This window comes from Bacillus sp. FSL R5-0439 (assembly GCF_038008805.1).
Classification (GTDB): Bacteria; Bacillota; Bacilli; order Bacillales; family Bacillaceae; genus Bacillus; species Bacillus safensis.
Window position 1 is genome coordinate 2775584 of record NZ_JBBOZW010000001.1, and the last position, 12018, is coordinate 2787601.

Consider the following 12018-nt stretch of genomic DNA (forward strand, 5'->3'; position numbering starts at 1 on the left):
CTTATAAATCTATTTTTTTAGAAGTTGCTGCTAGCATTTTTGATCCGTCCAGCGGAACAGATCCATCAAGAATCCAGTAATGGTCCTTGATTAGTAAGCTGCCACCCTGCTCAGTTTGGACATGTACTGGCAGGCGGAATGTCATCTTCTTTTTGGTTTGATGCTGAAGCTGATTTTTTGTGCGTAAAGTCAATGCCGCTTCTTGCTTCGTTTCATGTACCGCTCCAGTCATGACATAGTTCATGCGATGTGCTGTTTCTGACTGATGTTGAAGCCGCATTCTCATGTTTAATGAATGTCTAAAACGAGCAGGCACATCCGTTGTACCTCGTGTTCCACTGAGATAAAACGTACCATTTAAGACAAATTCACCATTGAGTAAAATCGGGATATGATCGAAAAAACCCACCCTGCTGCGCAGTGTGAGCCTCACGTGATGATCATTTTTTTCATGTACGTCGGTATGATGAAAAGCCGTGAACGTATAAGCCAAGTGAGCAGGCTTTAACGTTTCAAGAATTTCTACAATATATCTCGTGTTTTGCAGATCATCAAGGTTCACACGTAAGGCGAAGTGATAACGATTGGTTGTGAGACGGATGACAGCACTTGGATTCTTGAGAAAGCGATTCACTGATTTCTCTAATGAAAGATACGTGATTGGCGGAATATTAGACATCATATTGAGTAAGCGTGCCCTGCGCAGTTCAATTGAATCATCTGATTCCCGCTGCACCTTCAGCATCCTTTCCCATCTATTCAATCCCCATGTCGCTGTTAAAGGAAAGAACTGATCCGTTAAGTCGAAAATGGATTCGTCCAATTGCTCAAATTCCGGTGCCTCTGTCTTGAGCAGGTGATCCACTTCATAAATTTCTGTAAAATATGGCGGCAAATAGTTTTTCATTTCATCCTGTTTGCTCAATAACCTTCACCTGCCTAAGACGCGGAATCTCAATGTCCTGTAATACTAAGTTTTTCGACTCGCCATTCAATAACACATCTGCATAATCTGACACACTTTCTGAATGATACAAAATATCATTTAAGGCGGACATTCGAATGGTACTCTTTTCAAATGCGATTGATTTCAACAACGTCTTGACCTTTTCTTCTATTTCTTTCTGAGCTCCTTCAAGGGTCCAGTCCATTTGAAGTTCGACAGCCACTTCTATGTCGATATCCAGCCATTTGGCGCTTTCAACGGTTGCTTTTGAACCGATAGGCGCTTGTCCTTCTCCTTCACCTGGCACTGGGTCGATATATTCCTGTACCCTTTTGACAAGAAGGTCTGATGCAACATCTAGATTGCCATCTGTGATGACGATTTTGACCGTCCCTTCTCCGTTCCAAAGCGGGAACACTTTCGCTCTGCCAACACCAGCTACTTCCTCAGCCCATTTTTTATAATGCGCCCTGTTGGCACTGACAGCCTCTCGCCTCGCACGTATTAAATATCGATCGTATAATGAAGCGTCATCTTCCTCCTCTTGACCAGGTATGACCAGTTCTTTCATCGTAATCGATTCAAGTCCTGGAATTGTATCAAGTGACAGCAGCGGCTGATCTGTTAATTGAACATTGCCTGCTTTACCAGGTGTCTCGCATTCTAGCGTGCCATCCTTCGAATATTGGAAATAAACGTCTTCAATAAAAAAACGTGAGCCAGCTGGAATATTGATATTTTCTGGCTGAATGGCCGCTGACCAAACCGCTTTAGTGGCTGGTTTTCTTTCAATTCCTACTTCAGCAGCCCGCCGATCTAGAAACTCTCCTTGTGCTGTATCTGCAAAGACCAGCTCAAACACTTGATCAAGCCAAATATAGGATTGGGCCAGTTCAGCGGCAGCAGGTGCCAAGGCATTCCAAATCACGCTGTTTTCTCTTTTATCTATATCATCTGGCAGTCTGTCCAGCATTCTTTCCATTAATGCTTCGTACGTCTGTTCCTCAAACATCGCCCTCCATCACCTCCTCTATTTCTAATGTTCCCTCATCTGTGACAATAGCTAATTTGACATGAAACGAGTCATTTTGCTTTGTGACCTCTAACTCTTCAATATGATCAATCCGCTCGTCAACGAGCAGTGCCTCCTCTAGCAGCCTTGGAATCTCCATTTCTTTGTATTCATCCGTGGCTTCTGTATCCGTCAACAGCTCCTGAATTTCAGTGCCAATGTCGTGACTGTAGATAGGATGTGCATACCGCTCTGTCCTAAGTGTCATATAAATAAATTGCCGGATTGCTTCAATACCTGAGATGGTTTCGCCTGTCAGTCTGCCAGTTTCAAAATCTATTCGATACGTCGCCGAGGTTTCAACCTCTTCGTCTTCTTCTACTTCCTCGATTTCTTCCTCTGGTGAAAGTGCCACGTTCATCACCTCCCTTACAATTTGTCGATGATGTAAAAGGACTGTCCTCCTGCCATTGCAAGCACCATAATACTGTCTCCTCTTTTCAGCTCATCATCCTCACCCTTATTTAAGCGCTTCGGCCAAATCAGTAATTCTTCTGGAATGATCAGCTTATGATTTTCATTTAATCGGATGCTCAGCGGGGAAACTGCCGTGACTTCTCCAATGACAAGATCGATTGGAGATTCTGCGTCTACTGCATTCACTGCCAATCGTTTAATCGCTTCACTTAATCTCACGCTTGATCACCCTTTGGCATGGAATTTTTCTCAACAACATCAATGGTCATGGTGTGTTTCACCCCACTGAATTCATGTTTGTCTTGATCGATCCAGTAAGTTTTTTTTACGTTGATTTCAGGAATTTTCAAATAGATTGGGAGACCGCTTTGCAGCTCAGGAATTCCTAGCGCTTGGATGCTTTTGACTTCTTGTTTGACGCCTTTTTTCTCTGCCAGCCGTACTTTGGCTCTCTTTTGCAGCTGCGGCTGGTTAATTTGCCCCGTGACTGTCTCAACATGCTGTAAAATACCGTATTTATTCTGACCGGCTTTATCCTGTTCGATCACCACAATCTCGGATTTACTGCCTTTTTTCTTATTTTTCCCCTGTTCATCAGCAGACGTACGCATCTTAACACGAGTGGCTGTCTCTTCAATCGAGGTGCTGTATTGATAGCTGATGAGATTGACGCCTGATTCAATGACCCATACGTCCTCTGGATCAGGCCAGGCTCTCAGCCCCATCTTGCCTTTAGCAGAATAGATTTGATAGTTTCTTCCCGTCTGCCGCTTCGTTTCTTTCAATGCTTTCAATATCATGTCATACAGGCTCGTATCATTTTTAAAGACTAGTGATTTGATGACATGTCCTGTATTGGCGATTGAGGTCATTGGAATTTGAAAGTCAGCTCCAATCCGCCTTAAGATTTGATCTGCTCTTTGATTTGAAAAAACATAGACATCTTGGTTTTTCACCAAATATTGAAGCATATCGTATGCGGTAAAAGTCATCTTCCCTTCAACAGGTGTCCGGGAAAAAACGATGCCTCTAAAAAGCTCTTTTCCTTTCCATTTAAAAAGAACCGTGTCCCCTTCCGAGACACGGTAATAAGTTTGACTGCCTTGCTTTGTGATAATATTTGCCTGAATTGAGCGAGGGGCTTGATACCTTTGCCCCTGAAGTGTCACACTCTCTGTGACAAGCTCATACATGGTGCCGCTTCTGATGGCAAAAAGCTCGATCAATGCCAGCCCCCCTATTGTGGTATTTTTAACCTTTGTCCAGGGAAAATCCAATGCCCCGGCTGCTTAATATTACGTCTGCTACGTTTAATCATCGCTAACTTATTGGCATTCCAAATACGCCGCCATTTTGTACTGTCGCCATAAAACCTGCCAGAAATGGCCCATAGCGTATCTCCTTTTTTGACGGTGTACATTTTTGGTGGTGTTTTTGAAGGCCGTTTCTTTTTCGTTTGTTTTGCTTTTTTCTTTCGTTTGATTTTCCTAGGCGATGCAGTTTTATATTCCTTTAACTCGATCGTAAATTCACGATCTCCAATATCATATGACCCTTCCTTGTGGGTGAAGCTTTCAATGCTGCACGTCATGTTGATTTTTGTCCCAGTTACAATCAATCGCACGGATTTCTTAGAACGCATCATTCGTTCAATTTTCGCAATTGCATTCTCTGGTGATGGAATGCCTTTATATTCAGCAATCGGCGAATATTTCTTAGGAAATAATGAGGTGAATGATACTTGTTTAGCCGATGGTACGTCAATAAAAGTCAGTTCTCCAAAAGAGGCAACCTTCACTGTTTCATTTTGTACGTTATTTGTGATTTCGAGTTCGGATGGAAGGACAGGGAATCGCAACTTGTCCTTTCCTTGGGAAATCCACAATTGATATACTGATTTACCCATCGATCACGACCCCCTTCGTTCCTGTATGAAGCTCTACTTCCAGTTCATCTACAAGCATTTGTTTAATTTTTTCGACTAGCGATTGCTGATCTTGTCCATTATGGAAATGCTGATCTCCATTGAATTGAATCGTGATTTGTTTATTACCTGACGATGATGTTGTACTACCCGTAGACTGAGCTGAGGTGACCTGATGCATCTGTGCTTCTGGTAAAGGAGCAGATGCATTTGATGGATCATATACTTGCATCCCAAGTGCCTTAGCTGCCTGCGTCAATAAATACCTTCCGCGAATGCCTCTTTCCTCGGGAATAATCCATTCACGTTTGTTTCCTTCACCGACTCTAGCCACCTGCTCTTGAGTAATCAATCCGCCATTTGCGTAGCCTTTATAAGGGCCGCCTCTTCTCATACTTCGTAATCCCGGCGTGTTGAAGACTGTTCCATATCTGCCCTTAATGTAGTTAATGGCTGCTACGGCATTATGAATTGGGTTCCAAATGTCATTCATGCCCTTGCCTTTATTGGCGTTAAACGTCGTTCCAATGGTTTGCATTAAACCTTTAGAAGGTGTTCCCTTTTTGGCATTGGAATCCCATAAGTTGATCGCTCTCGGATTTCCACGTGACTCATGCTGCGCGATGGTCATCAGACCTGGAAGCCAGCTCATAGATGTGCCAGTTGCCATGATGGCCGCCATGAGCCATTGTTTAATATTAAGCCCTGAAGCTCCCATACCGCTGAAGGCACCGATTAATGAACCAGCTTGATTTTCAGCAAACTTTTTCACATCAACTGAGTCGAGCCCTTTGACGACACCAATTGATGCAAATTTCCCAAGACTCATCATGACGCGTGAAGGGGAATGAATGTCTAATTCCTCTCTAAACGCCTGTTCTACTTTCTTCGCCATTTCTTTGGCCGCTTGCGTGACTTCGCTTCCTTTGGAACGCATGCCGTTATTAAAGGCGTCAATCATTCCTGAACCCCAGCTTGGTGATTCTTGTTTTGCTTGCAGGAATGGTTGTTTGATGTGTTGATCTACGTATTGGCTCGTGCCAATTGATGTGGCATTTTGGCCTGCTGCAAAACCACTAACCGTTCCAGAACCCCAAGTTGGTGATGCGGTCATGACTTGTTGGTATGGTGTTTTTACACGACTTTGCAAGAAGCTGGCTGTACCTGTTGGTGTCATCTGCTGACCATTTGCAAAAGCTGAAACCGTTTGTTGACCATACTTTCCTGAGTCTGATGTCAATTGACCAAACGGCTGCTGAATATTCTTTTGTTTCCATTGATCAAGGGAGATTACTTTACGATTTAACCCCTGTTCAAAATCGTTATTAAATTGCTCGCCAATGCTGGAGGCTTGAATGTCCCCCGTCACCGAGACCGATCCGTCTATTGAACCGACAGAAGATGATGCAGCTACTGCTGTAGGAGCTGGAGAGCTTGACACTGAATTTCCTGCCGCTCCGCTTGGTACAACAGACATTCCAAGTTGAGAAGCTGCCTGTGCCAGCAGCATCTTTCCGCGTCCTCGGTTATTTTGAGTTGGAATGACAAATTCGTTACCTGCTTCACCGACCCATGATAAGGTTGGCTGAGTGATATAGCCGCCTGTGGCTTTTTGATCAGGTTTAAAATCCTTTTTCCCTTTTTCTCTACCTTTTTCAAATTTCACAATATGCCTACCAACGAATTTTGCGCCTTCACTTTTGATTAAATCCCATGAATCTCCTAAAATATTTTTACCCCAAGATTGAACATTACTCCACTTTCTTGACCACCAGTCTTTATTAAATAGAGTTGAAGAAATAGTTGCTTTTGCAGTTGACCAAATTGTTTTTGATTGTTCCCATTTACTTTTTGACCAACTTTTTACGTTATCCCACTTCTCCCCCCACCAATCTTTGTTAAAGACCGTTTCACGAACTTTTCTTTTAATCGAATTCCATATGTCGACTGCGCCATCCCATTTTTCTCTGGTCCATTTTTTTACATTATCCCACTTCTCTCCCCACCAATCTCCGTTAAAAACAGTCTCACTAAGTTTACCCTTAATAGAATCCCATATTTCGACTGCACCATCCCATTTTTCTTGAGTCCAGTCCTTTACATTATCCCATTTCTCTCCCCACCAATCTCCGTTAAAAACGGTCTCACTAAGTTTACCCTTAATAGAATCCCATATTTCGACCGCACTATCCCACTTTTCTTGAGTCCAGTCCTTAATAGCATCCCATTTTTCACTCCACCATTCTCCATTAAAGACAGTAGATTCTAAAACTCCTGTAACGTATCCAGCTTGTTCTGCCCACCATTCTGAATTGAACAGTGTATTCGATGCTGTAGTTTTTATATCTTCCCATTTTTCACTTAGGTTCCCTAAAGATGTTTCTGCAGAAGTTTTAACACTCCCCCACTTTTCACTCCACCATTCGCCATTAAATAAAGTGTTTGAAATATCCTCTTTAAGTTTTGAAGTATCAAATATCTCCCCTAATTTTGATCCTCCATAAGTGCCAGCCATGCCTCCAGCAACGCCACCAATTGCAGCTCCTACAAATGGTATTGGAATTAGAGCTTGACCAATTGCAGCTCCACTAACTCCTCCTGCAAGACCTCCAGAGAAACCACCTACTTTTTCCCCAACGTTTTCTTTGGTTGTTCCTATTAAATCTGTTGCACTTAATAAGTTCCCCAATACAGGCACTCTTTTTAATAACTTACTACTTCCTCTACCTATATTTTTTAATGAATCGCCTAAACTACTTAACCCGCCGCTACCTTTCATCAGTCCAGCAAGTCCCGCAACGGAGGCTACGATGCCTGTAGTTTTCTTCAATCCACTAGGGATTTTTTCAAAAATCTTACCTGCATTTGTTTTCAGTTTTCCTAGTCTACCTGGAGGTCTTCTATTTCTTTCAGCTCTAGAAGTGGCGGTAGGATTTGTGGGCTGCCTTTGAGCACGGCCATTTCTATTTCTAGTTCTATTAGAACCACGCCTGCTTAAACCTCGAGCACAACAAGGGCAACAGCTATTACGAAACAAACCTTTTCCTTTTTGTTTATTTGGCTGCGTATTAGGAGTTGGATTTGTTGATGCTTCAGTCGTTTGACTTTGAGCTGAAGAGTTACTGTTGTTCTCGCTTGATGGATTTTTCGGGCCAAGGATCAAATCTAAGCCTTTGTTAAACCATTTATCTAAATACTCCTCAGGATTAATTTTAATCTTCTCACTAATTCGTCCGATCACTTCTTGCTTGTATGCGTCGATTTTCGTTTCAATCCAAGGGAGTGCATTATTATCCCAAAAATTTCTAGGACTCAATTTTTCTTTCAATTTATCTGAGACGTCACCTGCATATTTTTCAATTTCTTTTAATGCCTTATTTCCCAAATTCCCCAACCAGCTCTGTTTGTTTTCATTCGTTTTTGTAGCAGCAGTTGCATTAGGTTGCTTTTTTACTTTCTTCTCTTTCACAACAGACTCTGCCTGATCTCGTTTTTTTAGCTTACTTTTTGCATTGTCTTGAACAGACACTCTGATTTCGTGTTTGGACATCGTCAAGCTTTTGAGTGTCTTTTTGATTCGTTGAATTGCTGCGGTGGCTTGATCAACCATGTTTAATCTCATATAGTACGTTCTGTTGATGAGCTGAAGGATTGATTTTTTGATTGATGATATTTTACCTGATAATTGATCGTTCAATTTAAACGTCATCATCATGGGACTTGTCCCCACTTGTCTCAAACGATCTATGCTGGTTTTAATGACATCCAGTCCCTTTGCTTGAATGGATATGACCATATGATTCGGTAACATATTTAACTGATTTTTTAATGATTTTAGATCACGATAGATTCCCTGATCCAGTGTCATGGAAACAGCTGAAATTTTCCGGAGAGATAAAGTGAGATTTCTCAGCTTCTTTTCATCCATTTCTAGGCTTATTTTCACCGGTTTTCTAAATGGTTTGAGCTGCTTCTCAAACGTTTGAAACCGTTTTTGAATGCGTAATAGCTTTTTCGACACCCGGTCTTCTAATTCAAATCGCGCTGTAAGTTTCGCCATTTACTTACCTCCTTTCTTTGCTTCTTTTTCTAGCATGTCTAGTTTGTAACTGATCAGTCCGAAAAGGAATGCTTTGAATGGTCTTGGTGATTCGTATAAATCAAGGAGTTCAGATGGGGAGTAGTGAAGTTCGTGCATCGCGTAATATAAAAACACGGCTTCTTTATCCCCATCTTTTATTAGTTTTTTGCTGCTTCTTCTAAATCTTCAATTTCATCTTCGAATCCGTTGATTTCGATCGCTTTGTTTAACCAGTTCGCATATTCACCGCCAACTGACAGGACACGTTTTGCTACTTCAACTGGATCTTGTGTGCTGTAGGCTTCTCTTAATTCCTTTGAACGGAAATCTGGGTAAATCGTCGATTCAATTGCAATACGTGCGTAGAAGCGCTGGCTGTCTAAGTCTTTTACACGTCCTCTGCCTTTGACATTTTTGAAGGTTGTGTTTTCTTTTTCCAGTTCATCAATACGTTCAGTTGTAATAGCTTTAAAGACAAAAGGAATGACATTCCCTTTTTTATCAACAAAACGCTTAGAAATCGGTACTTTGACTTCTTCCGCTTCTACTGTTTGTCCTGGCATAAAAAATGAAAGATCAAATGTTTGTTTTTCACTCATGTTTAAAAACTCCCTTTGTTATGTTTTTTTGAATGCAAAAAAGCACATCCATTTTTTGAATGTGCTTTCCAATCTTTTCATGTATAATTTTAATTGTACAATTGAATGGCTTGCTCAAGGGCGTCTGGCTCATCCCCGATAGGAAGGGGGTGATGCATATGTCAACATTTGAAGCGATTTCCCTCATGTTTTTATTCGGGATGTTTATCCTTACTTTGTTGACTTATATAAACAAAAAATAGACTCCCCTTGAGCTTTGGACGGTTGAAGGGGAAGTCTATCCTAGAAACTATCTAAATTGATTAGCCAGCCCCTTTGAGGGCCTCATTGTACATTGCCGGGATGTTAGAGCATCCTGGCTTTTTTATTGTATGCAAATAGCTTTGCATGTAAACATATTTTAATGAATCGAATACAAGACGCTGCCAGACGAAATTTAGACGGCTTCAAGACGGCTGTATTACAACTGCATTATAGCATATTCAGTTTTTAATTTGCTAATTAATTAGCTGATTTCCTCCACTTTTCTTAGAAAGTATTCTTCAGCTTCTCAGGAAGATCAAAGTCTTCAAACGTGAAAGGAACTTCTTCTTCAAGCGCCTCTGAATCAACATCCAATCCAGCGATTTTAGCTGAATCAAAGTTGACATCAAATAATGTCACACGCTCAGTGCCACGGCCTGATGATTTATCGTCAATGACAGCTTGAAGAGTGAAATATGGATCTTCTCCTTTTTTCACGTAATTGAGCATCAATTGAACGAAACGAGATGTAACTTTATAAAAGGTTGCCGTTCCTGTTCCGTTTGCTCCCGTTGTTTTATGACCAGTCATTCGGCGGCCCATGACGTTCACTTCTGATTTGTTTTTCTCCACGTTTGCTTCGAAGGTTTTGATAAATGCAAGCTCCTCACCTTCTAAGAAAAGACGACCTTCTTTACCTGAAATTGTATTTTGCGCTTTAAAAGCCATCTTACTTCACCTCCACATTGAAATAGAATTTTTCTGCTGCATCTACTGGTTGAACCGCTAAATCGATGATAAATCCATCACGATCTTCATTGAGGCCGATCACGATATCTGTTTCTGAGTTAAAGCCTGTAATGCCGCTGCCATCTTGAAGCTGTGTGAGATACTGGGTAATCAGTGTTTTCACAAGCTGCACACCATCATCTGATGCTGGAATGTCATTGCCATTGGCTTTGCGTAATTTAATCAGATTTTTTAATTCGAAAGTTAAATCATTGTTGATCGCATCAAGCACACGAATGATTTTGTTTTTCGCCATTTGCTGGTTCTTTTCAGCTGTGAAGCTTGTCAAAGAGTTAATATCTTTTTCAACACTCACGGTGCGATCTCTCGCATCAAAGGTGAAAATGAACTCCCCTTGTGATAATCGGTATTCTACTTGATCATTGTCAAGGCGTTCTAATGTATCGACTGCTCCTTCGTATTCAACAAAGGTGAGTGACTGATTGAAGTTTGCTCCGGCACTTGCACCTGCGACCCATGCTGTTGTTTGAGCAGGTGTTAGTTCTGTTCCATCTTCGAGTACAACACCGCTTGTCACATTGATGATTCCTTCTTGGTCAGCTGCGTAATTAGCCACAACCCCTTGCACCTTACGTCCTTGCTTATCACGTAAACGCTCGATAAATGAAGCGAAGGTTGCTTTTAATTGCTCACTATTATCGACTGGAAGGGCAATGACATCGAAGTATTCTGTTTCTGCTGCTTCTAGGAAAGCTGTATAATCTGCAACACTTGCCACGCCGTTTTTCCCGCCGCTTAGTGCCACACCAGCTGTGATGACTGCTTCACCTTCACCAGAAAATTGAACGTACTTGTTTTTCACAAGATCTTTGACATCAGTGACAACCTGTTTGTCCACAATATCTGTTCCAAGATAAGTGATAACATCGCGCTTTGTGCTATCAAGTACATTTTCTGCCACTTGTACTGTGATCTCATTTCCTTTTAGGCCGCCATAATTTGCTGTGACCACAAAGTTTTCAGCAATTTCAGCTTTAGCCGGCTCCCCTTCATTTAAGCGGTAAAGCAAGACCGTTTGCGCTTTTTTCTTTGCTTCACGGAAAAGAAGAAGTGACTTATCATCAATGTTAAGTCCAACCTTCTTATTTAAGTCTTCCATATTTGAAACGGAAATAAAGGTTTTTGGTTCTCCCCAGCTCATCACAAGAGGAAGTGCCACCGTACCTCGGTCACCTAAAGTAATTCGCTGCTCTGCTGTTGTTTTAAAATTAAAGTAAATGCCAGGACGCTTTTTCTCTGTACCTGGTGTAAAAGTGCCTCCGTTCATCCTTTAAACCTCCTTGGACAAAAAAGCATCAATGTGCTTTTTTGCTTCTGTTTTTGTAATTGGTTGATCTTTGATATAAAAAAGAGCGCCTTCAAGGATTTCTGGTTTGACCCCAAAAAGATCCTTGCTGTGCTCCTTTAAGGCTTCAAATGAAAAGCCAAATTCTTTTTCTTCGCCGGCTGTTTGAGCGGGCTGTGCATTTTTAGTCTTGCTCACGTTTGATCACCCCATCTGAAAAGTTGATATCTTCAAGGCTTGCCTGTTTGTCCCGGTTGTACCAATAGCTGCTATCCCATGTCAGGACAATCGCTGCTACGCCTTGATCTATCATTCTTGTTTCCACTCTTTTTATGCGGACATAATCATCAAGCACCTCTCCGTCTTCACTCATCATCTGAATGATTTGACGATCAGCAAGCAATGCATCAACGATTGTTTCTGCCGCATCATGTGCTTTTTCTGTATCAATATGAAAGACTTTCACTTGTAGCGAATAAGATTTCATAAAGGTAGAAACCGTATCTGGACCACTGATCACTGTCACAGGCGGCACATAAACAGATGGCACTTGAAAGCGTTCTGGCAAAAGACGATCATACATTGTCACAGGAAAGTGTGTGTAGATATAATGCATGATTGCCCCGACTTCTTGATTCATT

The 12018-nt window shown here is 41.6% G+C and carries 14 protein-coding genes; 1 reads left to right on the forward strand and 13 read right to left on the reverse strand.

The features are described 5' to 3' along the window. Position 1 precedes the first annotated feature (1 nt). Genes NST59_RS14360 through NST59_RS14400 form a run of 9 tightly spaced genes read right to left on the reverse strand, consistent with a single transcriptional unit; the run spans position 2 to position 9039 of the window. Positions 2–925 carry a YmfQ family protein gene (locus NST59_RS14360; protein ID WP_064498124.1) on the reverse strand — a complete coding sequence of 308 codons (924 nt, stop codon included), beginning with the start codon at positions 923–925 and terminating at the stop codon, positions 2–4. Further along, on the reverse strand, positions 909–1958 hold the full coding sequence (locus NST59_RS14365) for a baseplate J/gp47 family protein (RefSeq protein WP_144490209.1): 1050 nt from the start codon (positions 1956–1958) through the stop codon (positions 909–911). The genes NST59_RS14360 and NST59_RS14365 overlap by 17 nt, the downstream gene beginning before the upstream one ends. Continuing rightward, positions 1951–2373: a DUF2634 domain-containing protein gene (locus NST59_RS14370; RefSeq protein WP_144490207.1), complete on the reverse strand. Its 423-nt coding sequence runs from the start codon at positions 2371–2373 to the stop codon at positions 1951–1953. Before NST59_RS14370 ends, NST59_RS14365 begins: the two co-directional genes overlap by 8 nt. A 14-nt stretch (positions 2374–2387) precedes the next feature. After that, entirely contained in the window at positions 2388–2654 is a 267-nt protein-coding gene (locus NST59_RS14375) for a DUF2577 family protein (protein ID WP_024423253.1), read from the reverse strand. Beyond that, entirely contained in the window at positions 2651–3661 is a 1011-nt protein-coding gene (locus tag NST59_RS14380) for an XkdQ/YqbQ family protein (RefSeq protein WP_041085439.1), read from the reverse strand. Before NST59_RS14380 ends, NST59_RS14375 begins: the two co-directional genes overlap by 4 nt. Positions 3662–3672: 11 nt before the next feature. Next, positions 3673–4341, reverse strand: a complete 669-nt coding sequence (locus tag NST59_RS14385; RefSeq protein WP_058838044.1) for a LysM peptidoglycan-binding domain-containing protein — start codon at positions 4339–4341, stop codon at positions 3673–3675. After that, positions 4334–8419, reverse strand: a complete 4086-nt coding sequence (locus NST59_RS14390; RefSeq protein ID WP_144490205.1) for a transglycosylase SLT domain-containing protein — start codon at positions 8417–8419, stop codon at positions 4334–4336. The genes NST59_RS14385 and NST59_RS14390 overlap by 8 nt, the downstream gene beginning before the upstream one ends. Next, on the reverse strand, positions 8420–8557 hold the full coding sequence (locus NST59_RS14395) for a hypothetical protein (protein WP_095285871.1): 138 nt from the start codon (positions 8555–8557) through the stop codon (positions 8420–8422). A gap of 41 nt (positions 8558–8598) precedes the next feature. Then, positions 8599–9039, reverse strand: coding sequence for a phage tail assembly chaperone (locus NST59_RS14400; protein ID WP_012011040.1), 441 nt, complete (start codon positions 9037–9039; stop codon positions 8599–8601). 185 nt (positions 9040–9224) lie between these two features. Here NST59_RS14400 and NST59_RS14405 point away from each other — a divergent pair, with 185 nt between their 5' ends. Next, complete coding sequence (locus NST59_RS14405) at positions 9225–9281, forward strand: putative holin-like toxin (protein ID WP_231730857.1); 57 nt, start codon at positions 9225–9227, stop codon at positions 9279–9281. Between the two features lie 286 nt (positions 9282–9567). On the opposite strand, the gene NST59_RS14410 is transcribed toward NST59_RS14405, so the two are convergent. From NST59_RS14410 to NST59_RS14425, 4 genes are read right to left on the reverse strand one after another with little or no spacing between them, the layout of a single operon-like run. Next, the gene (locus NST59_RS14410; protein ID WP_024423257.1) at positions 9568–10011 is read right to left on the reverse strand and encodes a phage tail tube protein; all 444 of its coding nucleotides are present in this window, start codon (positions 10009–10011) and stop codon (positions 9568–9570) included. Position 10012: 1 nt separating this feature from the next. Further along, positions 10013–11359 (reverse strand): phage tail sheath family protein, encoded by a 1347-nt coding sequence (locus tag NST59_RS14415; protein ID WP_039180985.1) that lies wholly within the window; start codon positions 11357–11359, stop codon positions 10013–10015. Positions 11360–11362: 3 nt separating this feature from the next. After that, complete coding sequence (locus tag NST59_RS14420; protein WP_039180988.1) at positions 11363–11575, reverse strand: hypothetical protein; 213 nt, start codon at positions 11573–11575, stop codon at positions 11363–11365. Next, positions 11562–12017 (reverse strand): phage tail terminator family protein, encoded by a 456-nt coding sequence (locus NST59_RS14425; RefSeq protein WP_039180991.1) that lies wholly within the window; start codon positions 12015–12017, stop codon positions 11562–11564. Before NST59_RS14425 ends, NST59_RS14420 begins: the two co-directional genes overlap by 14 nt. Position 12018: the final 1 nt, after the last annotated feature.

Coding starts and splice junctions, on each gene's coding strand:
- NST59_RS14415 (WP_039180985.1), bottom strand. CDS start 11,359: ATGAACGGAGGCACTTTTACACCAGGTACAGAGAAAAAGCGTCCTGGC.
- NST59_RS14385 (WP_058838044.1), bottom strand. CDS start 4,341: ATGGGTAAATCAGTATATCAATTGTGGATTTCCCAAGGAAAGGACAAG.
- NST59_RS14390 (WP_144490205.1), bottom strand. CDS start 8,419: ATGGCGAAACTTACAGCGCGATTTGAATTAGAAGACCGGGTGTCGAAA.
- NST59_RS14400 (WP_012011040.1), bottom strand. CDS start 9,039: ATGAGTGAAAAACAAACATTTGATCTTTCATTTTTTATGCCAGGACAA.
- NST59_RS14425 (WP_039180991.1), bottom strand. CDS start 12,017: ATGAATCAAGAAGTCGGGGCAATCATGCATTATATCTACACACACTTT.
- NST59_RS14395 (WP_095285871.1), bottom strand. CDS start 8,557: ATGCACGAACTTCACTACTCCCCATCTGAACTCCTTGATTTATACGAA.
- NST59_RS14365 (WP_144490209.1), bottom strand. CDS start 1,958: ATGTTTGAGGAACAGACGTACGAAGCATTAATGGAAAGAATGCTGGAC.
- NST59_RS14410 (WP_024423257.1), bottom strand. CDS start 10,011: ATGGCTTTTAAAGCGCAAAATACAATTTCAGGTAAAGAAGGTCGTCTT.